The sequence below is a fragment of the Halorubrum pallidum genome (genome assembly GCF_055380345.1).
The window spans coordinates 273,375-300,164 of record NZ_AP043945.1; the positions used below are offsets into that span (position 1 = coordinate 273,375).

28 protein-coding genes, 1 tRNA gene and 1 pseudogene are annotated in these 26,790 nt (G+C 70.0%); 15 read left to right on the plus strand and 15 right to left on the minus strand.

The features are described 5' to 3' along the window. Positions 1-87: 87 nt before the first annotated feature. The gene (locus tag ACZ45C_RS02990; RefSeq protein ID WP_460562809.1) at positions 88-1,275 is read right to left on the minus strand and encodes a CBS domain-containing protein; all 1,188 of its coding nucleotides are present in this window, start codon (positions 1,273-1,275) and stop codon (positions 88-90) included. 131 nt (positions 1,276-1,406) lie between these two features. Here ACZ45C_RS02990 and ACZ45C_RS02995 point away from each other — a divergent pair, with 131 nt between their 5' ends. Beyond that, positions 1,407-1,796, plus strand: coding sequence for a cupin domain-containing protein (locus tag ACZ45C_RS02995; protein WP_460562808.1), 390 nt, complete (start codon positions 1,407-1,409; stop codon positions 1,794-1,796). Here the strand turns inward: ACZ45C_RS02995 and ACZ45C_RS03000 are convergent, their stop codons facing one another. Then, on the minus strand, positions 1,797-2,600 hold the full coding sequence (locus ACZ45C_RS03000) for a M14 family metallopeptidase (RefSeq protein WP_460562807.1): 804 nt from the start codon (positions 2,598-2,600) through the stop codon (positions 1,797-1,799). A 72-nt stretch (positions 2,601-2,672) separates the two neighbouring features. Next, positions 2,673-3,227, minus strand: a complete 555-nt coding sequence (locus tag ACZ45C_RS03005; RefSeq protein ID WP_460562806.1) for a DUF309 domain-containing protein — start codon at positions 3,225-3,227, stop codon at positions 2,673-2,675. A gap of 167 nt (positions 3,228-3,394) precedes the next feature. Here ACZ45C_RS03005 and ACZ45C_RS03010 point away from each other — a divergent pair, with 167 nt between their 5' ends. The 3 genes from ACZ45C_RS03010 (at position 3,395) to ACZ45C_RS03020 (ending at position 5,189) form a co-directional block, all read left to right on the plus strand. Then, the gene (locus ACZ45C_RS03010) at positions 3,395-4,462 is read left to right on the plus strand and encodes a PAS domain-containing sensor histidine kinase (protein WP_460562805.1); all 1,068 of its coding nucleotides are present in this window, start codon (positions 3,395-3,397) and stop codon (positions 4,460-4,462) included. Positions 4,463-4,492: 30 nt separating this feature from the next. Continuing rightward, positions 4,493-4,576, plus strand: a tRNA-Leu gene (locus ACZ45C_RS03015). A gap of 355 nt (positions 4,577-4,931) precedes the next feature. Beyond that, on the plus strand, positions 4,932-5,189 hold the full coding sequence (locus tag ACZ45C_RS03020) for a DUF7561 family protein (RefSeq protein ID WP_460562804.1): 258 nt from the start codon (positions 4,932-4,934) through the stop codon (positions 5,187-5,189). A gap of 22 nt (positions 5,190-5,211) precedes the next feature. On the opposite strand, the gene hisB is transcribed toward ACZ45C_RS03020, so the two are convergent. The 3 genes from hisB to ACZ45C_RS03035 all read right to left on the minus strand — a co-directional run bounded on the left by hisB (position 5,212) and on the right by ACZ45C_RS03035 (position 7,533). Then, on the minus strand, positions 5,212-5,808 hold the full coding sequence (hisB, locus tag ACZ45C_RS03025) for an imidazoleglycerol-phosphate dehydratase HisB (RefSeq protein ID WP_460562803.1): 597 nt from the start codon (positions 5,806-5,808) through the stop codon (positions 5,212-5,214). 184 nt (positions 5,809-5,992) lie between these two features. Beyond that, positions 5,993-6,733, minus strand: a complete 741-nt coding sequence (gene hisA / locus ACZ45C_RS03030; RefSeq protein ID WP_460562802.1) for a 1-(5-phosphoribosyl)-5-[(5-phosphoribosylamino)methylideneamino]imidazole-4-carboxamide isomerase — start codon at positions 6,731-6,733, stop codon at positions 5,993-5,995. A gap of 56 nt (positions 6,734-6,789) precedes the next feature. After that, positions 6,790-7,533 (minus strand): MBL fold metallo-hydrolase, encoded by a 744-nt coding sequence (locus ACZ45C_RS03035; protein WP_460562801.1) that lies wholly within the window; start codon positions 7,531-7,533, stop codon positions 6,790-6,792. Between the two features lie 207 nt (positions 7,534-7,740). On the opposite strand from ACZ45C_RS03035, the gene ACZ45C_RS03040 reads away from it, so the two are divergent. The 5 genes and pseudogenes from ACZ45C_RS03040 to ACZ45C_RS03060 all read left to right on the plus strand — a co-directional run bounded on the left by ACZ45C_RS03040 (position 7,741) and on the right by ACZ45C_RS03060 (position 13,511). Continuing rightward, positions 7,741-8,274, plus strand: a complete 534-nt coding sequence (locus tag ACZ45C_RS03040; protein WP_460562800.1) for a hypothetical protein — start codon at positions 7,741-7,743, stop codon at positions 8,272-8,274. 73 nt (positions 8,275-8,347) lie between these two features. Further along, on the plus strand, positions 8,348-9,577 hold the full coding sequence (locus tag ACZ45C_RS03045; protein ID WP_460562799.1) for a thiamine ABC transporter substrate-binding protein: 1,230 nt from the start codon (positions 8,348-8,350) through the stop codon (positions 9,575-9,577). 5 nt (positions 9,578-9,582) lie between these two features. Then, positions 9,583-11,367, plus strand: coding sequence for an ABC transporter permease (locus ACZ45C_RS03050; RefSeq protein ID WP_460562917.1), 1,785 nt, complete (start codon positions 9,583-9,585; stop codon positions 11,365-11,367). Continuing rightward, a complete protein-coding gene (locus ACZ45C_RS03055) occupies positions 11,357-12,550 on the plus strand; it encodes an ABC transporter ATP-binding protein (protein ID WP_460562798.1) in 1,194 nt (397 codons plus the stop codon). The genes ACZ45C_RS03050 and ACZ45C_RS03055 overlap by 11 nt, the downstream gene beginning before the upstream one ends. Positions 12,551-12,622: 72 nt before the next feature. Beyond that, positions 12,623-13,511: pseudogene (locus ACZ45C_RS03060) on the plus strand (YkgJ family cysteine cluster protein). A gap of 16 nt (positions 13,512-13,527) precedes the next feature. Here ACZ45C_RS03060 and ACZ45C_RS03065 read toward each other — a convergent pair. The 3 genes from ACZ45C_RS03065 to serB form a co-directional block, all read right to left on the minus strand. Beyond that, on the minus strand, positions 13,528-14,583 hold the full coding sequence (locus ACZ45C_RS03065; RefSeq protein ID WP_460562797.1) for a Brp/Blh family beta-carotene 15,15'-dioxygenase: 1,056 nt from the start codon (positions 14,581-14,583) through the stop codon (positions 13,528-13,530). Then, entirely contained in the window at positions 14,580-15,392 is an 813-nt protein-coding gene (locus ACZ45C_RS03070; protein WP_460562796.1) for a lycopene cyclase domain-containing protein, read from the minus strand. The genes ACZ45C_RS03065 and ACZ45C_RS03070 overlap by 4 nt, the downstream gene beginning before the upstream one ends. A 92-nt stretch (positions 15,393-15,484) precedes the next feature. Beyond that, positions 15,485-16,132 (minus strand): phosphoserine phosphatase SerB, encoded by a 648-nt coding sequence (gene serB, locus ACZ45C_RS03075; RefSeq protein WP_460562795.1) that lies wholly within the window; start codon positions 16,130-16,132, stop codon positions 15,485-15,487. An 89-nt stretch (positions 16,133-16,221) separates the two neighbouring features. On the opposite strand from serB, the gene ACZ45C_RS03080 reads away from it, so the two are divergent. Both ACZ45C_RS03080 and ACZ45C_RS03085 read left to right on the plus strand, forming a co-directional pair. Next, the gene (locus ACZ45C_RS03080; protein ID WP_460562916.1) at positions 16,222-16,410 is read left to right on the plus strand and encodes a DUF7554 family protein; all 189 of its coding nucleotides are present in this window, start codon (positions 16,222-16,224) and stop codon (positions 16,408-16,410) included. A gap of 3 nt (positions 16,411-16,413) precedes the next feature. Continuing rightward, positions 16,414-16,968: a 2'-5' RNA ligase family protein gene (locus tag ACZ45C_RS03085; RefSeq protein ID WP_460562794.1), complete on the plus strand. Its 555-nt coding sequence runs from the start codon at positions 16,414-16,416 to the stop codon at positions 16,966-16,968. Positions 16,969-16,982: 14 nt separating this feature from the next. Here ACZ45C_RS03085 and ACZ45C_RS03090 read toward each other — a convergent pair whose 3' ends face one another. Further along, the gene (locus tag ACZ45C_RS03090) at positions 16,983-18,842 is read right to left on the minus strand and encodes an aldehyde ferredoxin oxidoreductase family protein (protein WP_460562793.1); all 1,860 of its coding nucleotides are present in this window, start codon (positions 18,840-18,842) and stop codon (positions 16,983-16,985) included. Positions 18,843-18,956: 114 nt separating this feature from the next. Here ACZ45C_RS03090 and yqeC point away from each other — a divergent pair, with 114 nt between their 5' ends. Further along, a complete protein-coding gene (gene yqeC / locus ACZ45C_RS03095; protein ID WP_460562792.1) occupies positions 18,957-19,703 on the plus strand; it encodes a selenium cofactor biosynthesis protein YqeC in 747 nt (248 codons plus the stop codon). Between the two features lie 21 nt (positions 19,704-19,724). Here the strand turns inward: yqeC and ACZ45C_RS03100 are convergent, their stop codons facing one another. Continuing rightward, complete coding sequence (locus ACZ45C_RS03100) at positions 19,725-20,363, minus strand: hypothetical protein (protein WP_460562791.1); 639 nt, start codon at positions 20,361-20,363, stop codon at positions 19,725-19,727. 105 nt (positions 20,364-20,468) lie between these two features. Here ACZ45C_RS03100 and ACZ45C_RS03105 point away from each other — a divergent pair, with 105 nt between their 5' ends. Then, complete coding sequence (locus tag ACZ45C_RS03105; protein WP_460562790.1) at positions 20,469-21,656, plus strand: CobW family GTP-binding protein; 1,188 nt, start codon at positions 20,469-20,471, stop codon at positions 21,654-21,656. Between the two features lie 10 nt (positions 21,657-21,666). On the opposite strand, the gene ACZ45C_RS03110 is transcribed toward ACZ45C_RS03105, so the two are convergent. Further along, a complete protein-coding gene (locus tag ACZ45C_RS03110) occupies positions 21,667-21,819 on the minus strand; it encodes a hypothetical protein (RefSeq protein ID WP_460562789.1) in 153 nt (50 codons plus the stop codon). Positions 21,820-21,979: 160 nt separating this feature from the next. Here ACZ45C_RS03110 and ACZ45C_RS03115 point away from each other — a divergent pair, with 160 nt between their 5' ends. Further along, on the plus strand, positions 21,980-22,147 hold the full coding sequence (locus tag ACZ45C_RS03115) for a hypothetical protein (protein ID WP_209544710.1): 168 nt from the start codon (positions 21,980-21,982) through the stop codon (positions 22,145-22,147). 48 nt (positions 22,148-22,195) lie between these two features. Here ACZ45C_RS03115 and ACZ45C_RS03120 read toward each other — a convergent pair whose 3' ends face one another. Then, a complete protein-coding gene (locus tag ACZ45C_RS03120) occupies positions 22,196-23,365 on the minus strand; it encodes a glutathione-independent formaldehyde dehydrogenase (protein ID WP_460562788.1) in 1,170 nt (389 codons plus the stop codon). Positions 23,366-23,616: 251 nt separating this feature from the next. On the opposite strand from ACZ45C_RS03120, the gene fdhF reads away from it, so the two are divergent. Beyond that, complete coding sequence (fdhF, locus tag ACZ45C_RS03125) at positions 23,617-25,755, plus strand: formate dehydrogenase subunit alpha (protein ID WP_460562787.1); 2,139 nt, start codon at positions 23,617-23,619, stop codon at positions 25,753-25,755. A 47-nt stretch (positions 25,756-25,802) separates the two neighbouring features. Here fdhF and mobA read toward each other — a convergent pair whose 3' ends face one another. Together mobA and ACZ45C_RS03135 are read right to left on the minus strand one after the other, a co-directional pair. After that, positions 25,803-26,483 carry a molybdenum cofactor guanylyltransferase gene (mobA, locus tag ACZ45C_RS03130; RefSeq protein ID WP_460562786.1) on the minus strand — a complete coding sequence of 227 codons (681 nt, stop codon included), beginning with the start codon at positions 26,481-26,483 and terminating at the stop codon, positions 25,803-25,805. An 81-nt stretch (positions 26,484-26,564) separates the two neighbouring features. Continuing rightward, positions 26,565-26,789, minus strand: a complete 225-nt coding sequence (locus tag ACZ45C_RS03135) for a hypothetical protein (RefSeq protein ID WP_460562785.1) — start codon at positions 26,787-26,789, stop codon at positions 26,565-26,567. Position 26,790 lies beyond the last annotated feature (1 nt).

The following is a 26,790-nucleotide window of genomic DNA, read 5'->3' on the forward strand; positions in this document are numbered from 1 at the left end:
CCCGTGTTTGGCGGTCACGACGCGTAAGGGTTGCGTCACCGACCGGTGAGCGTCGCTCTCACGGCGGAGCGAGCGACCGAGTCGACCTCAGAACACGCCCGGGCCGCCCTCGTCTCTGAGCCGCCGCCGCCCGCTGATGACGCTCGGCGTGCCGCCCGTCTGGATGATGTTGAACGCGGTCATCAGGTCGGACCGGGAGATGATCCCGACGAGCTGGCCCTGCGTGTCGATCACGGGCAGCCGACCGACGTTGTGTTGCTGCATCGTCTGAAGTGCGGTCACCGCGTCGGCTCCCGGGCCGACCGCGACCACGTCCGTCGCCATCACGTCGTCGACGCGGTAGGCGTCGCGCTCGACCTCGCGGACCGATCGCGCGTCTTCGAGCGTCACCATCCCGACGAGGTCGTCGCCGCTGAGGACGGGGTAGCCGGTGTGACGCTCCTCGAACATCCGACTCATCAGGTCGGCGACGGAGGCGTCCGGCGTCACCGTGTGGAGGTCATCGCGGCGGGTCATCACGTCGGCGACGGTGACGTCCTCGAAGGCGGCCTTCAGCGTCGTCTGCTGGGCCTCGCCCGAGGCGGCCATGTAGACGAAGAAGGCCAACACGATGAGCAGCAACTGGAACGTGAACAGACCGATGAGGCCCATGAAGAAGGCGAACATCTTACCGATCGCGGCCGCCCGCTGGGTCGCCTGCGCGTGCGGCTGGGTCCGCGCGAGAAGCGCCCGGAGCACCCGTCCGCCGTCCATCGGGAACGCCGGGAGCATGTTGAACGCCGCGAGGACGACGTTCAACAGCGCGAGGTAGCCGAACACGAAGAGGACGGCGTTCGCGCCGGCCGGCGCGAGCACGAAGACGCCGTAACAGGCGACGCCGACCGCGACGCTCACTACAGGGCCGGCGACCGCGATCCAGAACTCGTGTTTCCAGTCTTCGGGGAACTCCGCGAAGTTGGCGAGCCCGCCGAGCAGCCACAGCGTGATCGACTCAATCTCGTAGCCGTACCGCATCGCGACGATGGAGTGCCCGAACTCGTGGAGGAGGACGCCGCCGAACAGCCCGAGCGCGGCAGCGAGCCCGAGCGCCCACGGCGTTATCCCTCCCTCGATCGCTGCCGGCGCGATGCCCGCCCCGAGCGCCTCGTTCATCACGCCGGCTATCGTCCCCACCTGCGAGCCGATGAGGTAGGCGAAAAGCGGCAGCACGATGAGAAACGTCCAGTTGAGCCTGACCGGGATCCCGAGAACCGTCCCGACCTTGATTCCGCGCATATCCTCGGATTGGGTCGGTGGGCGCTTAAATACCCGGGCGTGGCGCTCCGGACGCGGCGCTTCGAGATGTGTCTCCTCCGGCAGCGTCCTGCCCGACACGATTTATACGGTCGCGCCGCCGAGAACACGGTATGAGCGAGCCCGACACGCCGGGAGTCGACGGAGCGGTGCTGAAGCGCACGGACGCGGTCGACGCCGAGACGGTCGACGCCGCGGAGGGGCTCACGAAGCGCGTCCTCCTCGACGAGTCCGACGGCGCGCCCAACTTCGCCATGCGGCGATTCGAGCTGGCGGCCGGCGCGGCGGTCCCGCGACACACGAACGAGCTCGAACACGAGCAGTACGTGCTCGCGGGCGAGTACGTCGTCGGAATCGGCGACCGAGAGCACGCGGTGGGTCCCGGCGACGCCCTGCTCATCCCGGCCGGCGTCGAACACTGGTACCGCAATGAGAGCGACGAGCCCGGGGCGTTCATCTGCGTCGTCCCGAACGGCGACGACGCGATCGAACTGGTCGGGTGACTACTCCAGCGTCCCGACCCGGTCGGCGACGTAGCCGAACTGGTCGCGGTAGCCGTACGGCGACAGAAGCACCGGGTAGAAGGACTCTTTGGCGCGGAGCGGCTCGCCGTCGGCGGCCGCGAACCGATCGCCGGCCGCGACGCGTTCGAAGTTGCGCGCGAACACCTCGTACTCCTCCGCGGCGGGCTTCGGGATGCGGTCGCGCAGGCGGAACACCGCCACGTCCTCGCGCCCGCCGGCGTCGACCACGTCTTCGGCCCCCGGCGCGGGGAGAGCGCCGGCCGCGGCGAGAAACGCCCGCGTCAGCCAGTAGGCGTTGTCGGCGGCGTTCTCCGTGCCCTGGAGCCCGGCCTCGACTTCGATCGTGTGCGGGTGCTCGATGAGTCGTCCCTCGGTGAACGCGTCGGTCTGGACGACCGCGTCGACAGGGAGGTGGGGCGCGGTCGCCCGAGCGACCTCGTCCATCGAGTCGATCACGGCGAACGGCTCGGGGTACGACTGCGTCGAGTGGATCGCGAGCGTGGTACACCCCTCGACCGCGTCGAGCAACTCGGCCGCGAGCCGCACTTCGTAGGCCTCGGCGTCCGGGTTCCCCGGGAACACCCGGTTGAGGTCGGCGTCGCGGTAGCGGACGCCGGCGTCGAGCGCCGGCTCGTTGGCGACGATCAGCCGCACCGGCCGCTCGACGTCGGGGTCGGCGTCGAGGAGTCGTCGGATCGCGCGGACACCGCAGGGCTCGTCGCCGTGGATCGCGCCGACGACCGCGACCTCCGGCTCGCCCTCGCCCAGTTCGTAGACGTCCATGGGCGACACACGTCGCCCGCGGGTAAGTGGCGTTCGGATCGCGACCGGATCCGATCGCTGCTTCGGGCGAAGTCAGCGGGTCTCGTCGATCCGGTCGGCGTACTCGTAGTCGGCCGGATACGCCTCCGGTCGGGCACCGTCGAGCGGGATCTGCCACCCGTCTATCGCGTCGGGGTCGTCGAGCGCGGCACGCAGCGTCGCGCGAACCTCGTCCACGTCGACGCCGTAGAAGTCGCTCGGAAGCCCGCCGAGATACTGCAGCGCGGTCTCGAACAGCGACCGCATGCCCGCGTCGTTCTCGAAGTCGGTGCGCTTGTACGCGCCCGCGGCGACTTGGACCATTCCGTGGAGGAAGGCGGACTCCGCGGTGCCGCTCCCGTAGTTGTACCACTCGTCTTCGAAGCAGTCGTGCGCCTCGTGGAACTCGCCGGCGTTGAACAGCCGGACGCCGTGTTCCGTCGCCCGCCGGAGCGTGGCGTGTTCCCAGTAGCCGCTCGCGACCCGCGCGTCGTCGTCGCCGTCGCGGTCCGCGTCGGCCGGCGGGAGCGCGTCCCGCTCCGGCGCGTGCCACCCGGTCGGGTTCCCGAGCGGCGGCGCGACGCCGGGATCGCGGGTGTGATCGTCCATGGGCCACCTCTCGCGCGCAGCGACCTAATCGTTTCGCGGCCGTCCCTCGGCCCGCCTCCCGACTCCGCCTCCTGATCCGTCGACCGCGCTGGAGTCGGGCTCGCGGTGTGGCGACTCCCTGCCGATATCCGCGGGACACTTTACCATGTGGGCCGTACACCCGAAGCATGGAATCCGTAGACGAGCCGCAGTCGATTGGAGACGCCGACTCTATCGATGCCGCCGAGTCGATCGTCCACGCGCTCGGCGACGGCGCGTACGTGCTCGATGCGGACCGAAACCGCGTGTTCGTCAACGACCGGCTCCGCGAGGTGACGGAGTTCTCCGAAGCGGTCCTCCACGGGCCCCACCCGGAACGGGTCGTCGACGAGGGGTACTGGGACCCGGAGACGGGCGAGCGCTACCGGGCCGCGGTCGAGCGCGTGCTCGCCGGCGACGCGACCGACGAGCGCGTCCAGCTCACGACGACGCTCGCCGGCGGGTCGACCGTGACGACGGAGACGCGGCTCACCCCGATCGAACGCGACGGGTCGGTCGTTGGCGTCGTGGGTGTGATCCGTGACATCACCGATCGGGTCGAGCGCGAGCGCGAACTCGAACGGCTCAACGACCGTCTCGAACGGCTCGCGGGGTTCCTCTCACACGACCTCCGGAACCCGCTCGGAATCGCACAGGGCTACCTCGAACTGGCGCGGGAGACGGGCGATCTCGACCGGCTCGATCCGGCAGACGAGGCGCTCGACCGGATCGAGTCGCTGATCGACGACGCGCTCGTGATGGCCCGCGACCCGGAGGCGATCGGCATCGACGCCGAGTCGGTCGACATCGGTGACATCGCGGTCGGTTGCTGGGAGTCCGGCGACTTCGGTGAGCCGCCAGAGGCCGTCGAGTTGGTCGTCGAGGACGCCGGACCGGTCCGGGCCGACGCAGACCTGCTCAGGCGGGCGATAGGGAACCTGATCGGGAACGCGCTCGACCACGCCGGCGACGCGCTGACGGTCCGCGTCGGCGTCGACGACCGCGGGATATACGTCGCCGACGACGGACCGGGGCTCGCCGTCGATGACAGCGTAGAGGAACTGACCGAGTTCGGCGTCTCGAACCACGGGGGCACCGGCATCGGGCTGGCGATCGTCGAGTGCGTCGCGGCCGCGCACGGCTGGGAATTGGACATCGGCGAGTCGGAGTCGGGTGGCTTCCGGACGACGCTCGTCGGTGTCGAACCGACGGGATAAAGGGCACCGCAGAAGTAGAACCGGCCGCGTGCGAGGGTAGCCAAGCCCGGAAACGGCGGCGGACTCAAGATCCGCTCCTGTAGAGGTCCGTGGGTTCAAATCCCTCCCCTCGCATGAGCGCGCCACAGCGCGCGAGTGCAGGAGGGTTTGAATCAGGGAGCGCCTCCGGCGCGACCGTGGTTCAAATCCCTCCCCTCGCATCGTCGGGGTCCACACCCCGTGATGCGGAAGACGCTCTCGGAGCGCTCTTCCCTCGCAAAACTTCACTTCTGAGCCCTCTAGTGGCACATACAGCCAAGCCCGGAAACGGCGGCGGTCAAGATCCGCTCCTGTAGTCTAGTAGTGAACTACGCCGCCGGTGCCGACGAGGCCGCCAAGTCCCGATCACCGCGACCTGCCCCCTCGTTTCCGGCGTCACGGGTGCGACCCGCAGCGATACCCATTACCGCCCGGAGCCGCTAGCCGGGGCATGGCCTCGGAGTCCTGTGACGTCTGCGAGCGGTCCGTCAGGATCGCCGGCGGTATCGGCGACCTGTGGAACTTCGCGTTCGAATCGACGCAGGGGCTCACCCTGGAACTCACGGACGGCTCCGAGTTCTTCCTCTGTTTCGACTGCATGGAGCGGTTGCCGGAGGACCGCGAGCCGACCGCCGAGGACGTGAGCGACCTCCGCGATCGGACCGACCCCGTCGAGGAGGACGGGAACGCCTTCTGGCACTGGGGCTGAGCGGGGGCGTCGGTCGCGTCGGCTACAGCTCTCCCTTCGTGCTCGGCGTGTCGCTCCGCCGCTCGTCGATCCGGGTGGCGTCGTCGAGCGCGCGCGCTAGCGCCTTGAACAGCGCCTCGACCTCGTGGTGGGCGTTGTCGCCGCGCTCGATCTCGGCGTGGAGCGTGAGGCCGGCGTTGTGCGCCAGAGACAGCGCGACGTGGTCGGCCATGACGCTCGTGAACTCGCCGATCCGTTCCTGTGAGAACTCGCCCGCAAACTCGTAGTACGGCCGCCCGGCCACGTCGACGACGACGCTCGCGACCGCCTCGTCGAGCGGGACCCGCCGGTCGGCGTACCGCCGAATGCCGCGCTTGTCGCCGAGCGCTTCGTCGAACGCCTCCCCCAGACAGATCGCCACGTCCTCGACGGTGTGGTGGTCGTCGATCCCCAAGTCCCCGTCGCAGTCGACGGTCAGGTCGAACAGTCCGTGCTTCGCGAACGATTCGAGCATGTGGTCGTAAAAGCCGATCCCGGTGTCGATCTCGCTGTCGCCGTCTCCGTCGATCGCGAGGGTGAGGTCGATCGTCGTCTCGGCCGTCTCGCGGGAGATCGCCGCGACGCGGTCGTGGTCGCTCATACCCGACCGTCGGCGGGCGCTCTTAAGGGGATTGCGGGTGGAACAGTATCGATCGCGGTGCTCCGACCGGAGTCGACCGGTCGACGCTGTCGCAAATCGGGCCGAGGCGCACGGCGGTTCCTCGTCCCGGTCTCGTCGCACAACGCGGGCGCTCCGCGAGGAGCAAGCGCGAACCGGCCGAAATTCAGGCGCCGTCCGCGGCCGCCTGTGCCTCCCGCAACGTGAACGCTCCCTCGTAAAGCGCGGTGCCGACGACGACCGCGGCCGCGCCGGCCTCCCTCAGGGCGATCACGTCGTCGATCTCCGCCACACCGCCAGAGGCGACGACGGGGACGTCGACCGCCTCGACGACGCTCTCGACCGCACTGCGGTCGATCCCCGCCAGTCGTCCCTCCACGTCGACGTTCGTGAACAAAATCGCGCCCGCGCCGAGGTCCTCGTATCGGCTCGCGGCCTCGGCCGGATCGAGGCCGGTCCCCTGGGTCCACCCCGAGACGACGACCTCGCCGCCCTTCGCGTCGAGACTGACGACGACGCTGCCGGGATGCGTCTCGTCGATCGCGGCGACGATCTCGGGCGACTCGACCGCCGCGGTGCCGAGGATTACGCGGTCGAGCCCGAGATCGAGGAGGTCGCGGGCGTCGGCGGCGGTGCGGATGCCGCCGCCGAGCTGGAGGCCGACCTCTTCGGGGACGCTCTCGACGACCGACTCGATCGCCGCCGCGTTGACGCGGTCGCCCTCGAACGCGCCGTCGAGGTCGACGAGGTGGAGCGTCTCGGCCCCCTCGCCGATCCAGCGTTCGGCGGCCTCGACTGGGTCGCCGTAGCACGTGCCCGTGCCGCGCTCGCCGCCGACCAACTGGACGACCTCGCCGTCCTGCACGTCGACCGCTGGAATCACCTCGAACTCGGGGAAGTGGCTCATACGGGGGCAGAGTGGGGGACGGCGATTAAACCGGTCGGTTCCGCGGTTCGTCCCGATCAGATCTCGACGGTCATCCCGTCGGTCGCGCACTCGTGGTCGACCTCGTCGAGGCGGTCGAACATCGTCGTGCTCATGTGTGTCAAGATGGTTCGGTCGGCGTCGATCTCGGACTCGTGTTCGCGCAACGTCGTGTACGTCATGTGGTACGGGATGTCGTCGTCGAAGGCGTACGCCTCGCAGACGAAGAGGTCCGCGCCCGCCGTGGCGTCAACGAGGTCGTCGACCCACGCCGTGTCGCCGGAGTAGGTGACCGTCGCGCCGTCGACCTCGACGCGGAGCGCGTAGGAGGGATCGCCGCTCGGGTGATCAGCCGGATACGGCCGCACGTCGATCGCTCCGACGCCCGTCGACTCGCCGGGTTCGATCTCGACGAACTCGACGTCGAAGGCCTGATCGACCTCCGAGAGCCCGGGGAACATCACCTCCATCGCGTCCGTGACGCGCGACTCGGTTCCGGGCGGGCCGACGATCGTGAGCGGCTCGGTCCGCTCGGAAGCGAACTGGGCGTCGAGGACGAAGAAGGGGATGCCGGCGAAGTGGTCGCCGTGGAGGTGCGTGAGGAGGATCGCCTCTATCTCGTTGCGGTCCAGTCCGTACCGGTTCATCTCGGAGAGCGCCGATGCCCCGCAGTCGACGAGTAGGCGCGTCGAGCCGGTGTCGACGTGGATGCTGGTCTGGAGCCGCCCGCCGGTGCCGAGCGGATCGCCGGTGCCGAGGAATCTCACCGTCGTCTCGTCCATGCCGGCGGAAGGCCGCCGGGGTGCAAATAGCTGTCTGTCGCGGTGGGTAGCCGACGCATACTGCAGTCGCGACGACGGACTGCGGTTCGGATTTTTAAGAAACGGTCTCACTGAGTGCGGACGCGAAACCGCCACGACACACGCCGTTCGCGTCACACGTCCACGCCGTACCCAAATCTCCAAATACTTCGGCCGCGATAGGACGGTATGGCATCCATTATCGTTCGGGTCACCGTCGCGCTCCTCGTCGCGTTCGCGCTCGTCGGCGGCGCGGCGTCCGTCGCCGCGCAGTCGAGCGGTCAGTCGACCGACCAGCCGGCGTGGGCCGACGACCTCTTCAGTGACATGGAGAGTATGCAGTCGCAGTACAACAGTTTCATCGGCGACGCCGAGATGAGCACCGCCGAGCGGCAGGTGTACAACCGGATCACGGGAAACACGATCAACGTCTACATCGTCGAGACGGACGCGGTGTTCTCCTTCCGGATGACCGACGGCGGGACCATCACCGAACTCGAACAGTCGAGAAACGACGACGCGGACCTCAAGATGCTCATGACTCGCGAGACGGCGCAGTCGCTCGCGGACAGCGAGAACCCCGTGCCGGGATTCGTGCAGAACGTCCGGAACGGCGAGCGAACCGACGGCACGGTCGAGGGGATCGTCATCACCGGTGAGGACGGAAAGATCGTGAAGCGAGTGACGTGGGGCGTGATAAACGCCGCCAAGGGGTTCTTCTGATCGCGACGCGATCCGAGCCGGGACCGCGACGACACGAACCGCTTTTATAACTACTCGGTGCAATCACTCGGTAATGACCGACGAGATCTGCGATTCCGAGAGCCGTGACGCCGACCGGCGGCACACCCGGCGACGCGTCCTCGCGCTCGGCGGGGCGGCGGGTACCGTCGCGCTCGCGGGATGTAGCGCCGAGCGGACGCCCGTCGACGACGGCGAATCCGACGGGGGCGACGAGAGCGACGGAACCGACGGCGACGACGGCGACGAGTCGCCGACGCTCACCGTCGCGACGTACACCAGCTTCATCGACGCGCCGTCGGTGAGTCCGGGCGAGTGGCTCAAATCGGAGTTCGAGAGCCGAATTGACGCCACGCTGGAGTGGGCGACTCCCGACAACGAGGTGAACTACTACGTCGAGCGGGCCGCCTCGGGCGTCGAGATCGACGCCGACCTCTACGTGGGGCTCACCACGGAGGACCTGGTCCGCGTCGATGACCGACTCGACGACGACCTGTTCGCCGAGGCGGGCGAGATCCCGGGCGCGGCGGACGTTCGCGACGGCCTTCGGTTCGATCCGTTCGAGCGCGCCGTACCCTTCGACACGGGCTACGTGAGTCTCGTGTACGACGGGACGACGATGACCGCCCCGGAAACGTTCGAGGGGCTTCTCGACGACCAGTACGCGGGCGCGCTCATCGCGCAGAACCCCGGCGGGTCGTCGACGGGACGCTCGTTCCTGTTGCACACGGTCCACCGGTTCGGCGACGGCGGCGTCGCGGGAGCGGACGGGGGCGACGGATCGGAGACGGTCGAGGGGGGCGACGGCGACCCCGACTACGACTACCTCGACTACTGGGCCGACCTGCAGGCCAACGACGTTCGCGTGCTCGGTAACTGGGAGGACGCGTACGCTGCCTGGAGCGAGGGCGAGGCCCCGATGGTCGTCTCGTACTCGACGGATCAGGTGTTCGCAGACATGGAGGGAGAAGACCTGCAGGAACACCAGGTCCGATTCCTGAACGATCAGGCGTACGCCACCCCCGAGGGGATGGCCGTCTTCGCCGACGCCGACGAGCCCGAACTGGCCCGCGAGTTCATGTCGTTCGTGCTCGACCCCGAGGTCCAAGGCGAGATCGCACAGCGGAACGTCGCTTTCCCGGCGACAGACACCGCGGCGCTCCCGGAGGATTACGCCGAACTGGCACAGGAGCCCGCCGATCCGGTGACGTTCTCGTACGACGAGCTGCAGGGCTCGGTCGGCGAGTGGATCGAGGCGTGGGAACGCCAGTTCGCCGGGAACTGACGGCGGTGCGCGCGCTTCGCTCCGCCGCCGACCGAGTCGACGGCCACCTCCTGACCGCGCTCGCACTCGCGACGAGCGCCGTGCTCGTCACGACGTTCTACTACCCGGTCGGCACCGTCCTGATCGAGGCCGTCGTCGTCGACGGCGCGGTCACCGGCTCCGTGTTCGCCGCGGTCCTCCGCGACCCCTTCTACTTCGGCGAGATCGCGCGGCTGTTCGCCGGCGAGTCGCCCGCGGCGGTCGCCCGCGCGCTGCTGTCGCCGGACCGCCGGATCGGCATCGTCGGGTTCACCGCCTACCAGGCCGCCCTGTCGACGATCGCGAGCGTCGCGTTGGGGCTCCCGGCGGCGTACCTGCTCGCGCGCTTCGAGTTCCCCGGGCGGCGAACCGTGCGCTCGCTGACTATCGTCCCGTTCGTGCTGCCGTCGATCATGGTCGCGGTCGGCTTCGTCGCCACCTTCGGACAGCGCGGGACGCTGAACGCGGCGCTCCGCGCGGTCGGCCTCCCGGCGATCGATCTCATGTTCTCGCTGGAGGCGGTCGTGATCGCGCACGCCTTCTACAACGCGCCGCTCGTCGCTCGGGTGACGACCGCGGCGTGGGAGTCCGTCGACGCCCGCGCGGTCGAGACCGCTCGAAGCCTCGGTGCGGGGCCGGTACGCGCGTTCTACGACGTGGTCGCGCCGCAGGTGTACCCCGCCGTGTTGACGGGCGCGGCGCTCACGTTCGTGTTCACGTTCGGGACCTTCCCGATCGTGCTCGCGCTCGGCGGGTTCGAACTCGCGACGGTCGAGGTGTTCGTCTACCGGCTCGCCCGCGACCTCCAGTACGCCGAGGCCGCCGCGCTGGCGATCCTCGAACTCGGCATCTCGCTCGCCGTGCTGTTAGCGTACCTGCGGTACGAGGCCGACACCGCGGTCCAGTCGCGGGGTGTCGAACCCCTCCCGCGGCGGTCGCTCCGTCCCGCCACCGCGTCGGTCCGCGAACTCCTCCCGCGGGTCGGGCTCGCTGCCTACGCCGCGGTCGCCGCCCTGATATTCCTCGCGCCGATCGGGTCGATGATCCTCGCGAGCGTGACGGGCGGCGACGGCGCGCTCACCCTGGAACACTACCGCTTTCTGGCCGCGCGTCAGCGGACCGCCGCGGCGTTTCAGGTGCGGCCGTGGCCCGCGATCCGCAACTCGCTCGGATTCGCGATCGCGTCGACGCTCATCGCGCTGCCGATGGGCGTCGTCGTCGCCGTGTTGACGACCCGGCGATACCGCGGCCGGAAGCTCGTCGACGCGGCGGCGATGGCCCCGCTCGCCGTCTCCGGCATCGTCGTCGGGCTCGGCCTGCTCCGCGGGCTCGTCTTCGGCGTGGAGTTCGCGGGGTGGCGGATCGCCGCGAGCGGCGCGGTCGCCATCGTCGTCGCGCACGCGGTGGCGGGCTACCCGTTCGTCGTCCGGACGGTCGCGCCCGGACTTGAGGGGCTCGACCGGTCGCTCGTCGAGTCGGCCCGCGCCCTCGGAGCGTCCCGCGTGCGGGCGCTTCGCGACGTGGAGCTGCCGCTCGTGTGGCCGGGCGTCGTCGCCGGCGCGGCGTTCGCGTTCGCCATCTCGATCGGCGAGTTCACCGCCACGGTCGTACTCGCGACGGGGGCCGACGCGTACACGATGCCGATCGCCATCGAACGCTTCATCGGTCGGCGGCTCGGACCGGCGACCGCAATGGGCGTCGTCCTGCTCGTCGTCACCGGCTGCAGCTTCGTCGTCATCGAGCGGCTCGGAGGTGAGAGCCGTGGTCTCTGAAGAGCCACACGCTCCCGTCGCGGTCGCGCTCGACGCCGTCACCAAACGCTACGGCGAGACGGCCGCAGTCGACGACGTGAGCCTCCGCGTGCGCGAGGGGGAATTCTTCACCCTGGTCGGCCCTTCCGGCTGCGGGAAGACGACGACGCTCCGGCTGATCGCGGGGTTCGAGGATCCCACCGAGGGAACGGTCCGGTTCGGCGGCGAATCGGTCGCCGGCGTCCCCCCCGAGGACCGCGACGTGGGCGTCGTCTTCCAGAACTACGCGCTGTTCCCGCACATGACCGTCGGCGAGAACGTCGCGTACGGGCTCAACTTCGCCGACCCGCCCGGCGACGTCACCCGCGAGGAGCGCGTCGCGGAACTACTCGCGTTGGTCGACCTTCCGGATACCGCCGACCGCGACCCCGAGAGCCTCTCTGGCGGCCAGAAACAGCGAGTGGCGATGGCGCGGGCGCTCGCGCCGGGCCCCGACGTGCTGCTTCTCGACGAGCCGATGAGCGCGCTCGACGCGCGGCTCCGCGAGCGGCTCCGCGTGCAGGTCCGGACGATTCAGTCGGAACTGGGGATCACCACCGTCTACGTCACCCACGATCAGGAGGAGGCGCTGGCGATCTCGGACCGCGTCGCCGTGATGAACGCCGGAACCCCCGAGCAGGTCGCGCCGCCGCGAACGGTGTACCGCGAGCCCGCCACACGGTTCGTTGCCGAGTTCGTCGGCGACAACAACGTGTTCACGGGCCGAGTCGTCGACGCGCCGGCCGCCGAGTCTGCCGACGGCAGCGCGAGCACCCGTGCCGACGCCAGCGCGGTCGTTGATGGTCACGCCAGTGCGAGCGACACTGACGATGCCGTCACGGTCGACGGCGGCGATATCGTCACGGTCGACGTCGACGGCGAGCCGTTCCGGATCGGACTCGGCGACCGAGACGAGGGACTGCGGCTCACCTCCGGTGACCGGCTCACCGTCTGCATCCGCCCCGAACACCTCCGGATCGGCGGCGACCGGAATCGGATGACGACGACCGTCGAGAGCGCCGAGTTCCTCGGCGAGACGACGCGGATGACGCTCGACTGGAACGGACGCGACCTCGTGGTTCGCGCTCGCGATCCGCTCTCGGGCGCGGTCGCCGTCGGTTTCGACCCAGCGGACGCACACGTGATCGACATCGAGTCGGAGTGAGACGGCGACCCGGCCGAGAGCGACGCGAGCGCCGAGCGCTTATGTCCGTGCGAGCTGTTCGCATAGCTGTTCATGGACCTCCGCTGTGAGGGGTGTGCCGGCTGCTGTGTCGACTGGCGACCGCTCGACCCCGCGGCCGCCGGCTCCGATCACACCGGCTCGCGCGACCCGCTCGACGACACGTACGACCTGGTGCCGCTCACTCGCGACGAGGTCGCCCGCTTCGTCGACGACGGCCTCGGTGACGCGCTCGTACCGCGGCTGTTCGAGCCCGCAGAGCGCGACGAGCGCGTCGCCGTCGATGGGACCGACCTCGCGGCCGTCGACGGCCGACCCGTCTTCGTCGTCGGGCTCTGCAAGCCGCCGAAGCCCGTCGCGCCGATAGGCACCGACGACCCGCGCTGGCTCGACGCCTGCGTGTTCCTCGATCCGACGACGCTCCAGTGTCGGATCCACGAGACGGATCGGTATCCGCGGACCTGTGCGAGCTATCCCGCGCACAACCTCGCACTCGACGCCGAGACGGAGTGCGAGCGCGTCGAGGCCGCCGGGGGCGGCGACCGCCTGCTCGACGACACGCCTCCCGATGACGCGCCGCCCCCCCCCGTTCGGACCGCAGGCGCTCGGTACGACGGTGTTCGCTCACCCCGCTCCCGACGAACTCGACGGCGTCGTCGCCCGCCTCCGCGCTGGCGAAGCGACCGCCGACGACCGCGCCCGCTTCGTCGGCGTCGCCGTCGGCTCGCGACCGGCCTCGCTGTCGGCGGACCGCGATCGCGCGGCGGCGGCAGCGGCGCGCGTCCGCGAGGCGGACTCGTGGGTCGGCCGAGCGGTCCGCGAGTGGCGCGCCCGCGCGGGAGAGCGGGGCGCACCGGTGACGATCCCGGTCCGAGACCGCGACCGGTTGGTCCGCGAACTGGAAGACGACGCCGGGGCACCGGAGACGACGGGGTGGGAGTGAGCGCGCCGCTCGTGGCTCACCCGAACGCCCCCGAGCGCCACACGCCCTGTCGCCGATCGAGCCACGCGACGACCGCGACGTGCGGGAGCGTCAGCGCCGCGACGGCGACGAGCGACACCGCGAGCGCGTCGCCGGCAGCGATCACGCCGCCGGCCGCCGGGCCGCGGGGGACTGCCAGCCCGACGGCGGCCACCACGAGGAATCCGCCGAGCGTGAGCGGCGCGGCGTCGCGCGCGAACCGGGCGAGCGCGCCGCGCAGGTTGCCGATCTCGATCGCGCGTTCGGCCGCCGGGTCCAACAGCACGAGGCGACCGACGTGCCGGAGCGAGTGCCACAGCGCGAAGTACACGCCGATCGCGACCACCGGCGCGGCGAGCAGGAACCACGCCCACAACACGGTGACCTCCCCCGCGTCGCGGAGCCACCCGCGGCGGCTGGCCCCGCCGCGCACCCGGAGGTACCCCGCCCCGACCGACGCGAGCGTGGCCCCGACCATGATTCCCGCGACGGCGACTCGCACAGCGAGGGCGAAAAGCGGGTCGACAGCCGCCGACGTGGCCGCGTCCGGGAGGAACAGCCCGACGGTCCACTCGGCGACCAGCCGGTACTCGCCCGGGTGCGCGAGCAGGGGGACGGCCATCGGCAGCCCGCCGCGGACCACCGCGGCGAGGCCCCGCTCGGCCGTCGTGGGGAGGTGATCGACGCCGGCGATCGCGAGCGCCGCGACGTCGCCCTGTCCCCAGTGGACCCACGTGAGCGCGACGAACCCGACGAACGCGACCGCGGGCGCGAGCGCGAACCCGACGACGACCGCGCCGCCGAGGACCGCGTAGACGCCGCCGACGGCCGCGAACGACCGACGGGCCGAGACGCCGGCGGCGCGCAGCGGAACGAGGTGGTCGACCGCGCCGTGTGCCATCCCGACCGCGAGCGTGGCGAGCGCGAACACGGCGACGCCGAGTTCGACCGGAAACAGCGGGGTCACCGCCCCGACCGGCAACAGTACCGCGAGTGCGATCGCCGGAGTCCGGGCGAACCACCGGTCGACTCGGGCGCGGACGCGAGCCGTCATCCGTCGTCGAGCGGGTCGGGGACGGGACCGGGCGTCGGGTCCGCCGGATCGATCGGGGACGACCCGTCGACGGCGGTCCCGCGGTCACGCCAGTCGAGCGCCCACTCGAACAACACGATCCCGTTGACCGTCATCAGGCCCGCGGCGACGAAGAACGCCATCTCTTCGATCGGGAGCCCGAGGACGGCGACGCCGGTCGTGAACTCCGACGAGATCCGCCACGTTCCCACGCCGATCGCGATCCGGTCGGCGATCCAGAAGTACGCGGCGGGCAGCAGCGTCGCCGGGAGCCAGACGCGCGCCGTGCGGGCGAGATACCCGCCGCCGACGCCCCACTGGAGCGCGAACACCGGTCCGACCCACGCGAGCAGGCCGCCGAGGTAGAGGAACCGCTCGCCGCTCGCGACGAGCCACAGCCCGATCGGGACCAGCATGAGTCCCGCTCCGACGCCGACGGCGCGGGGGACCCGATCGAAGTCGCCCGCGCGGAACGCCGGATCGAAGCCGAGTCGGTGACACGCGAGGGCGACGGCGACCGTCTGGATCGCGAAAAAGAGGTACTCGCCGAGCGGGATCGACAGCGCCCGGACGAGCACTGCACCGTCGGCGTACGACCACGCACCGCGACCGATCATGTGGTGTATCCACGGCGTCGTGTACGCGTACGCGATGGCGACGAGCACCGCGATCCCGGCGGCCGCGCGGCGACGACGAACGCCGGTGTACCGGGGCGCGACGCGCCACAGCACCGCGAGCAGCGGGAGGTTGAAGAGGAGGTGGAACTGGAGGTACGTCAGCGTCGGGGTCACCGCACCACCTCGCTCGAACCGACCATGCGCGAAGAATCGGACGGGACGCGGTTAAGCCCCCCGTCCAAATTATCTCCGGCGGATCTGGCGTCTCAGGCCGACGCGGTCAACACGCCGCGCTCTTCCAGCACGGTCCCGAGCCCGGCCATCGACTCGACGACGGTGTCGCACGCGGGGCGGACCGCCTCCTTGGGGACGAAGCCGACGGCGAGCCCCGCGACCTCCAGCATCGGGAGGTCGTTGGCACCGTCGCCGACCGCGACGGTCGCGTCCATTGGGTAGCCGAGGTCGTCCGCGAGCGCTGCCAGCGCGTCGTCTTTCGTTCCCTCGATCAGCGGTCCCTCGGCGTCGCCGGTGAGCGTCCCGCCCGACATCGGCAGCCGGTTCGCTACGATCGTGTCGGCCTCTACGCCCGCCTTCGCCAGCGCGCGCTCGACGCCGCGCTCGAACCCGCCCGTGAGCACCGCGACGTGGTGACCGTCGGCCTGCAGCCGCTCGATCAGTTCGCCCGCGCCGGGCCGGAGGGTCACGTCGCCGAAGGCGGCCTCGACCTCCTCGGCGTCGAGGCCCCCGAGCAGCTCCGCGCGCTGGTAGAGGCTCTCGGCGTAGCTCAGTTCGTCGTTCATCGCCCGCTCCGTGATCTCTGCGACCTCGTCGGCGACGCCCGCGCGCTCGGCGAGCAGGACCGTCATCTCCGAGTCCGAGAGCGTGCCGTCGAAATCGAACGCGATGAGACTCATGGTCGACCGTCAGCGCGGAAGGGTTTTGTAACCGCGTGATCCGCGACGCGCCGATGGGATTTTCCGCGGCGGACGCGTCCCCGTTCCACATGGACCGCGCAAACATCGACGTCGACGATCTCCTGAAGGTGATCTTGGGGCTCGTGATCGTGTGGCTTCTCGTGGAGATCCTCGGCACCGTGCTTGACCTGACGTTCGCGCTGTTGGACGCCCTGCCGATGCTCGTCGCCGTCGCGATCGTCGTCCTGATCGCGTTACGGCTCGCCGATCGGATCTGAGGAGTGTTCAGCCTCAACGTCCCGCTCCCGCCCGCAGTATCACGGATCGCACGCGATCTCCACCCGAAATTCTCGGGGTTCGATCGCGTCCGCGACCGCCACACGCTCGTCTGCAAGCGGTTCGGCGTCGACGACGTGAGAGCGGACACCGACGCGGACCCGCACGCCGATCCCCCGTCGCGACCGGTCGCCCTCCGGCGGCTCCGCGATCGCCTGCGTCGGCCGCTCGCCCGAACCTCGCCGTTCGAGATCGCGGTGACCGGCGTGGACGTGTTCGACGCGCCCGCGTCCGGGTCGCGGCCGGTGGTCTACCTCGCTCTCGACAGCGACGGACTCGTCCGACTGCACCGGCGTCTGTGTGCCCGTTTCGACCCGATCGACGGACTCGAAGCCGACGACTACGTCCCGCACGTGACGCTGGCTCGGGGCGGCGACCCCGAGCCGGGCGTCGTCGCCGATCTCGTCGCCCGCGAGTTCAACCCGATCCGGTGGCGGGTCCACGCGCTCGACGTGTGGGACCCCGCGGCCCGCGAGGTCGCCGCGACCGTGGATCTGTGACCCCCGCCTCGCCGTCATCCGTTCCGTGAGTGGAGATCGATCGGCCGGTCGGAAAGCGGCGTCGCGTCGTCGACGACGCCGGCGAGCCCCAGTCGCTCGACGCTCGCCGCGGTCGGACGGCCGTTCGGCCCCCATCCGCGGGCGGCGTAGTACCGGTCGAGCAGCCGATCGAACGCCTCGGGATCGATCCCGGAGGGACCGTCTTCCGCGCCCGTCCGGAGCGGGGCGGGGAGCGCGTCGTCCGTGCGGTCGAACCCCTCCCGAGCGTTGAACAGTCGCGTCAGCGTCCAGATCCGCTCGCCCGTCGTCGCGAGGGCGTCGACCCGAGCGGGATCGCCGTCTTCCGCATCGCTGCCCGCCGCGGCGGTGACCGCCGGGTGGTCGATCGCGGCGAGCCACTCCGCGCCGAGGTCCGTCCCAACGGCCTCGCCGACGAAGTCGTCGACGACGAGACTCCACAGCACCGACCGGGCGTTCTGCTCGCCGATCACGGTCCGGACCCGGTCGGTCGACTCGCGTCCGTCACCGGCGAACGGCTCGCGGTCTTGGGGCCGCGAGCGCCGGTGGCACGCGCCGCGGTCGCTCGTCGCGTACGCGAGCGCGATGCCGACCGCGGCGCGCGGGTCGAACCCGGGCAGCGCCATCGATTTTACCGTCGGCGCGAGCGCCTCGCCGCCGAACCGCGCCGCCGCGGCGTCCACCCCGTCGGCAAGCGCGTCCGCGAGTCCCGGCGTCGCGTCGAGGCCGGCGGGATCCGTGCGGGCGGCGACCGCCTCCAGCAGCTGCCGAACGCCCGCCGCGTCGCCGAACTCGACCGAACAGTCGACGACGTCGGCCTCGTCGGCTCGGATCGTCCACGCGGCCGCGTTGCCCGCGTCGATCACGTCGAGGCCGAGCCGGTCACAGACTCCGCAGAGCTCGGCGACCCGATCGAAGTCGTCGATGCCGAGGCCGGCACCGAGTGAGATCGGTGCCGCGCCGCGGGGGACGACCTCGCCGTCCGGCGTGTCGATCCGGAAGCCGCCGGGTACGCGGTCTCTCTCTCGCTCTCGCCCCGTCGCGCGCGCGGTCGCCGCCTCCACGCCGATGTCGTCGGTGCCCGCGAACCCGGTCGCCGTCCACCCCTCCGCCGCGAGGAGGCCGACCTCGTTCGCGTAGTCGACCGTTTCTATCGTCTCGCCGGCGGCCTGCCACTCGCCGGTCCCGTCCCGGGCGTAGGCCGCGGCGTCTCGGTCGCGGAGCGCGGCGAGGTCGTCCGGGACGGCGGGAGCCGAGTCGCGGGCGACGACCGCCTTCAGCCGCTTCGATCCCATCACGGCACCCGCGCCGCCGCGGCCGGCGTGGTGGTCCCCGCCGTCGCTGGCGATCGTCGCGTACGCCGCCTCGTGCTCGCCCGCCGGACCCACGCAGGCGACGGCTGCGTCCGGGAAGGCGGCCGCCGTCTCCGCGGTGTCAGCGCCCCACGCGTTGGCGTCCGCGATCCGGGCGCGGCCCCCCTCGAGTTCGATCCGGACCGGGCGGTCGGCCGCGCCGGTCACGAGGAGGCCGAGGCAGTCGCCGAGCGAGCCCGCGAGTCGGGCGGCGAACGCGCCGCCCCCGTACGAGTCGAGGAAGCCGCCGGTGAGCGGGGATTTCGTCACCGCGGCGTATCGCGTCTCGCCCGGCAGGTACCCGGAGAGCGGCCCCACGAGGAACGCGAGCAGGTTCTCCGGTCCGGTCGGGTCGGTCCCGGGCGACAGCTCCTCGTAGAGGTACCGCGCGCCGAGTCCCTTCCCGCCCACGTAGTCGCGCCGCCACTCTCGCTGGACACGCTCGCGGACGGTCTCGCCGGCCGAGAGGTCGACCCGGAGGACGTGCGTGCGACTGCGACTCATCCAAGCGGTCTGTGCGGCGGAGACGTATCAATCTGTTCGCCGTCGACGCGGTCGTCTGGAGCCCGACGCGATCCGACCGTCAGAGTGAGGCGGCCGGACGCCGAAGCCGACGGCATGGAGTTGACGACCGCGCTCGACGCCCGCGACGCCACCGTCTGCGTCGTCGGCGCGGGCGGCAAGAAGTCGACGCTGTTCGCGCTCGCCGACCGACTGGACCGCCCGGTGGTGACCGCGAGCGTCCGCATCCCGATCTTCGACGACCGGGTCGCGACGGTGCGGGTGACGGACGACCCGCTCGCCGCGCTCGACGAGGCGGAGCCGGACGGCTGGCCGCTCGGACTGGTGCCCGAACGCGACCGCGCGGACCGCTATCTGGGGTACGACGCGGAGACCGTCGCCGAAATCTCGGACGCCGCGCCGGGCGCGACCCTCGTCAAGGCCGACGGCGCGCGCCTCCGCGAGTTCAAGGCGCCCGGCGACGGAGAGCCGCAGATCCCGGCGACCGCCGACGTGGTCGTTCCGATCGCGAGCGCGCACGTCGTGGGAGAGCGGCTCTCCGACGAACTCGTCCACCGTCCGGAGCGCGTCGCCGACATCACCGGTCGGGCGCTCGGCGAGCCGCTCCGTCCCGCGGACGTCGCGGCCGTGCTCGCGAGTCCGGAGGGCGGGCTGAACGGCGTCCCCGACGGCGCAGCCGCAGTCCCGGTGGTGAACAAGGTCGACGACGAGGCGGACGCGGTCGCGGCCCGGGAGGTCGCCGAGGGCGTCCTCACCCGATCCGACGTGTCTCGGGTCCTCCTCACTCGACTCGTCGAGGGAGGCGTCGCCGCGGACGACCCGGTCGTCGAGGTCGTCGAATAGGACGCTCCGAGGCGGTCCGTCTCACTTGCCGTCCGGGACCTCCCGGTCGTCGGCCGACTTCGCGAACGACCGCCAGAGCGCCCGGTACAGCGTCCACGCTTCTGCGCCGGTTCGGGCCATCACGGCGCGGCAGGCGGCGTCGAACCGGCGGTAGTCCGCGACCGACGGCGGGTCCGGATAGTCGCCGTCGAGATCGCCGGCCGCGACCAGCACCCGCCACGTTCGCGGGTCGACCGCGACGAAGCGCTCGGGCGCGAGGAATTGGAGGAACGCGGACGCGACCGCGACGTCGACCCCACCGAGTTCGGTGAGCGCCGCGAGGGCGGAGTCGATATCGCGATCGTCGGTCTCCGCGCGCTCGCCCGTAGCGTCGTCGGCCGCGCCCACCGCCTCGACCGCGACGTCGAGCGCGTCGGCCACGTCGCCGAAGTCGGTGTCGCGGAACGCCTCCTCCCGCTCCCGCCGCGCTCCGTCCGGGTACGCGCCGAGGTACCGTCGGAAGTACCACCGGACGATCCACTGCGCGTCGCGTCGACCGTACTCGTCGCCCGCGAACGTCTTCGCCACCGTCTCGACGTGCTGGCGCTCCACGTCGTACAGCGGCTCTGACGCCGCGTACTCCCGGGCACGGTCGCGAACGGCGGATTCGCTCAGCTCCATCGACAGCCTGTACGGCGGTTTCGCGTATGAACGTTCGTCTCGACTCTCCTCGACCCGACCGTCGTGATCGATCGTTTGATATCGATGTGGTCACTGCTAACACACATGACTGACGACCGGATCCCGGTCACCGTCCTCAGCGGCTACCTCGGCGCGGGCAAGACGACGCTCGTGAACCACCTTCTCTCGAATCCCGGCGACCGGAGGATCGCCGTCATCCTGAACGACATGGGCGAGGTGAACGTCGACGCCGACCTGATCGCTCGCGAGAACGACGAGGAGGGGGTCGTCGACCTCTCGAACGGCTGTATCTGCTGTCGGCTGCAGGACGATCTCCTCTCGGAGGCCGCGGCGCTCGCAGATTCCCGGGAGTTCGACTACCTCCTCGTGGAGTCGTCGGGCATCTCGGAGCCGATCCCCATCGCGCGGGCGTTCACCGAGGGGACCGAGGACTCGGAGGTCGACCCGACCGAGCGCTTCCGGCTGGACACGATGGTGACCGTCCTCGACGCCTACGGGTTCTGGAAGGAGTTCGACGCCGGCGAGACCCTGCCGGGCGGCGCGCAGCCGGAGACGGACCGCCCGCTCGCCGACGTGCTCGTCGAGGGGATCGAGTTCTGCGACGTCCTCCTCGTGAACAAGACGGACATGGTGCCCGACGACGTGCTCGACGAGATCGAATCGGTCGCAGAGCGGCTCGGTCCGCGCGCGAAGCGGGTCCGGACGAGTTACTCCGCGGTCGACCCCGACGAGGTGCTCGACACCGGACGGTTCGACTTCGAAACGGCGAAGCGATCTCCCGGCTGGAAGCGGGCGATAGCCGAGAGCGAGGACGAGGAGGGAGACGAGGGTGCGGAGGGAGCAGGGGACCACGCGCACGACCACGACCACGCCGAGGGGGCCGCCGCGGCTCACGGGGTCGACTCGTTCGTCTACCGCTCGGCCGACGCGCTCGATCCGGCACCGTTCGCTGATTGGCTCGACGACTGGGACGGCTCGGTCGTGCGCGCGAAGGGCGTCGCGAACGTCGCCGGCACCGACGAGGTCATCGGCGTGAGTCAGGCCGGTCCCTCGGTACAGGCGGGGCCCATCGGGGAGTGGAGCCCGGACGACGACCGCCGGACGCGGCTCGTGTTCATCGGCAGCGAGATGGACGAGGTGCGGATTCGCGGCGAGCTCGACGACTTGGCGGCGGCCGACGCAGACGGGGAGACGAGGGTCAACGAGGAGACGAGGGGCAACGGGGAGACGGCGACCGTCGAGGAGACGGCGGCCGAGGCGTTCCCGCTGTGAGGCCGGCGAGTCAGATCCCGAGTTCGGCCTGTAGGTCGTCCCACTCGTCGTGGAAGCCGTGGGTGGACTCGGTCTCGGTGCCGACCGCCGACTGGTAGACCTCGTCGTACTTCAGCAGCTGGCCCCACTCGTCGTGGAACGCCCAGTTACAGTACTTACACATACGAGCCACCACGAGAGGGATCGACATACCGGTTTCGGCGCGGGGGATGGGCGAGCGGTCGGCTCGGAGCCGCCAGCGCGCGTCTCGGGGCCGCCGACAGAGTGAACCCCGCTCGTGTCGTACGATAGCTATCGACGCGGGTCGACCGCGGCGGGAATCCATGGTCACATACAGACGCGGCGGACACGTACACGGCGGCGACGAAGCGGTCGAGCGCACCTGCGACCTCTGCGAGTGGCACTGTGTCGCCGACGGGTATCCGGAACTGGTGTCGCGGTACCAGTCGCACCTCCGCGCGGAACATCCGAAGGCGTGGCTCCGGGCGTGAGCGATCGGCGAAAAAATCGGATGATAACGAAGCGGCGCAGGCCGGCGATCAGGGCTCTAACAGGACCTTTGTGACGCCCTCCTCGCGGGCGTCGAACGCCTCGTACATCTCGGGTGCCTCTTCTAAGTCGACCCGGTGAGAGACGACCCAGGACGGGTCCGCGCGTCCCTCGATGATCATGTCTCGCAGGTACCGGTTGTACGCTTTCACGTTACACTGGCCGGTGCCGCACTTGAGTCCCTTCTCGAAGAACTTCCCGAAGTCGATGCCGAGACGTCCCTGCGCGGCCATGTCGTCGGGCGCACCCGGGTCTTCGGGGACGTACAGCCCGGGGATGCCGAGTTCGCCGGTCGGTCGGACGACCCGAATGAGGTTGTTGATCACGACCGCCGGGTTCTCCTTGGCCGGCTGGTAGGAGTAGTCCTCGGTCTCGGTGTCGACGTCGTCGGGGTCGGTCGCTTGGTAGCCGACCGCGTCGACGCCCTTGTCGACCATCCCGCCGTGCTCCTCGATGATCTGGTCGACCGGGTCGCCCTCCGAGAAGTCGATCGGGTGGGCGTCGCAGTGCTCCTCGGCCAGTTCGAGCCGGCTCGGCACTTGGTCTACCACGTAGATCTCGGCCGCGCCCTTGATCTTCGCGCTGTAGGCGGCCATCAGGCCGACGGGGCCGGCGCCGAAGATGGCGACCGACTCGCCGGATTCGAGGTTCGCCAGCTCGGTGCCGTGCCAGCCCGTCGGGAAGATATCGGCGAGCAGCGAGAACGCGTCCTCGTGTTCGCGCCCCTCCGGCAGTTTCAGCGCGTTGTGATCGGCGTACGGAACGCGAAGTCTCTCGGCCTGTCCGCCCGGATACGGCCCCATGGCGACGTAGCCGTACGCGCCGCCGGCGAAGCCGGGATTGACGTTGGTACAGAAGCCGGTGTATCCCTCCTCACAGTTCTGACAGAACCCGCACGAGACGTTAAACGGCATCACGACGCGGTCGCCCTCCTCCAGCGTCGAGACCGCCTCGCCGACCTCACTCACGATCCCCATGTTCTCGTGACCGAAGACGATCCCCTCCTCGGCCGCGGTTCGCCCCTCGTACATGTGGAGGTCGGAGCCACAGATACAGGAGGTGGTAATGTCGACGACCACGTCGTTCGGATGTTCGATCTCCGGTTCGTCTACCTCTTCTACGTCCACGTCGTACGGACCCTGATACACTACTGCTTTCATTCTGGTTCCGTATGTACAATGTTATCAAATTGTAGTAAATGTTTTTCCATTACATATATGCTTGATAAAATAATAGGGTGTAATAACAATACAGTCCGCGTTTCGCGTGCCGCACGTCCATGTGTCGGCCGCGACGTCGACGCGGGGAGACGCGGGACCGCCACCTACCCCGCTCGTGCGTACCATCGACACACTCATTGATTCGGACGATAGATCGTGTTACATGAACGCACACAGGGGCGGTGAGGAAGATGGCTAGCGGGCCGGACGACGGGGTGAAAACGATCTGTCCGTACTGCGGCGTCGGCTGCGGGATTCAGGTGCTCGACGGCGACGAACCGGGCGAGATGCGGTTCATGCCGTGGGGTGACGCCCCGGTGAACGAGGGAAGCGTCTGCATCAAAGGGGGCGCGGCGACGCAGGTCGTCGATCACGAGGACCGCCTCACGGAGCCGTTGATCAAGGAAGACGGCGAGTTCCGAGAGGCGACGTGGGACGAGGCGCTCGGTCGGGTCGTCGACGAGATGGAGCGGATCCGCGAGGAGCACGGTCCCGACGGGATGGGCTTTTTCGGTTCTTCGAAGACGTTCAACGAGGAGAACTACCTCATTCAGAAGTTGGCGCGGCGATACGGCACCAACCAGGTCGACAACTGCACGCGGATGTGTCACGCCTCGACCGTCTGGGCGCTGCGGACCAGCCTCGGGATGGGCGCGATGACGAACAGCATGGCCGACTTGGAGGAGGAGGCGGACGTGCTCTGGATACAGGGCGCGAACCCCGGCGAGCAGCACCCGATCGCCAACAGCCAGTACTTCCGGCAGGCCGTCTTGGAGGGCGCAACCGTCATCCAGGTCGACCCGCACGCGAACAAGACCACCCGGTCGTTCGAGATCGACGAGACCGACCGGCACATGCACCTCCAGTTGAATCCCGGCACCGACATCCCGCTTTTGAACGTCGTCCTCAAGACGATCCTCGAGCGTCACGAGGCGGAGCCGGACGCGGGCTGGATCGACGAGGAGTTCGTCGAGGAGCGCACCGAGGGGTTCGAGCACCTGAGGGAGACGCTCGCGGACTTCGACAAGGCGGCGGCCGCCGAGGAGGCCGGCGTCCCGCTCGAGGACATCGAACTCGCCGCCGAGAAGTACGCGATGGCCAACAACGCCGCCGTCTTCACCGGCATGGGGATGAGCCAGCACACCTGCGGCGTCGACAACGTCCAAAACGAGATCAACCTCGCGCTGATCACGGGGAACCTCGGTCGCCCCGGCACCGGCGTCAACCCGCTTCGCGGACAGAACAACGTGCAGGGGACCTGTGACGTGGGCGCGATGCCGAACGTCCTCCCGGGATATCAGCTCGTGGACGACGACGCCGCGAGAGAGAGCGTCGAGGAGGTGTGGGGCTTCGAGGTCCCCGACGAGCCCGGGCTGACGAACGTCGAGATCTCTCACGCGATCGGCGACACCGTCCACGGTCTCTACGTCATGGGCGAGAACCCGATCATGAGCGAGCCCGACGGCAACGAGACGGAGCGTCGGTTCAGCGAGGAACTCGGCTTCATGGTGGTCCAAGACATCTTCATGACCGAGACCGCCGAACTCGCGGACGTCGTCCTGCCGGCGACGACGTGGGCCGAGCGCGACGGGACCGTCACTAACACCGACCGCCGAGTCCAGCGGATGCGCGGCGTTCACAAGGTCCACGAGAACACTCGACACGACCTCGACATCCTCTGTGAGGTCGGGACGCGGCTGTTTGGCGAGGGGTTCGACTTCAACGGCCCCGAGGAGGTATTCGAGGAACTCCGAGAGGTATGTCCGATCATGCACGGGATGACCTACGACGCGCTCGGCGAGACGGGACTCCACTGGCCCTGCTACGAGGAGGGCGACGAGGGCGACTCGTACCTCTACGAGGACTCCTTCGAGACGGACGACGGCCTCGGCCACATCGAGGGCGTCGTCCATCAGGAGCCGAAGGAGACGCCGGACGAGGAGTACCCGCTCGTGTTGACCACCGCGCGGCTCGAAGAGCACTACAACACGGGGACGATGAGCCGGCGCTCTCCGACGCTCTCGAAGCAACATCCGGAGAACTTCGTCGACGTCCACCCGAACGACGCCGAGCGGTACGGGATCGAAGACGGCGACTACGTGACGCTCGAATCGCGCCGCGGCGAGATCAGCGTCCGGGCAGACGTCACCGAGGACATAAAAGAGGGGGTCGTCTGGACGACGCCGCACTTCGCGGCCGCCTCCGCGAACCGTCTCACCAACGACGTGCTCGACGAGCGCGCGAAGATACCCGAGTACAAGGCCGCCGCCGCGGAGATAGAGGTATCCATCGAGTCGGCAGGCGACGACGCCGCGGCCGCGGACGACTGATCAAGTCGGCAGGCGACGACGCCGCGGCGTCTGGCCGCGTCCGTTCGTTAGCAGTCGTCGAGCGCACGTTCGACGACCGCCGCGGCGTCGGTGAACTCCTCGCGAGTGTTGACGTTGGTGAACGTTCGCGGCGTCGTCCGCGCGCGGATCGTCGCGTCGTCGACGATCACCCGATCCAGCTCGTCGATCACCGCCAGCACCTTCCGGTCGCCGCCAGCGAGCGCGCGGTCGCAGGCGGCCGCCGTCTCCGCCGTCCGGTAGACCGCCTGCGTGGTCTGGAGCCACCGGTCGTCGAGCCGCGGCACCGCGGCGTCGCGACCCGCGGCGTCCTCGATGAGCGTCGCCGCGAACGCGGGATCGACGAACGGCATGTCGCAGGCGACGACGACGGCGTAGGTTCCCGGGGCCGCCCGACAGGCGTTCCGGATCCCCGCGGTCGGCCCGAGCCCGGGGTCCTCGTCTATCGCCCAGCGGAGGGGGAGCGGGACCCCGTCCAGCGCGGTCTCGATCGCCTCCCGCTGGTCGCCCCGACAGTTGACGACGAGGTCGTCGACGACGGGGTCGCCGCCCGAGGCGCGAGTCGCCCCCGGCGGAATCGGGTCGCCCGCGCCGGCGAGCCGGTCCGCCACGCGACGGATCAGCGGGACGCCAGCGAGTTCGGCGACAGCCTTGTCGGCGTCGCCGAAGCGGGTCGAGCGCCCGCCCGCGACGATGGCTCCGGTGGTCACACACGAGGAATCGTCGGCGACGGTCTTCGGCGTTGCGGTCGGACCGAGCGGATCGACCACGAGATAGACGCCGGACTGCGGCTACTCTGTGTCGGTGCCGCCGGGATCGTCGACGGCGTGGTGGGGACCGACCGGTCCGTGCGTCGGACAGACGCCGGCGATCGGCGTCGCGTTGAGACAGCAGGCGCGCTGCTCGGCGGCGATCGCGCCTCGAACTAGCGACTCGCCGCAGCGTCGGCAGAAGAGACCGATTCCGCCCGCATCCGCACTGTCGGCCTCGCCGCGTCCGTCAGGTTCGCCCGCCATC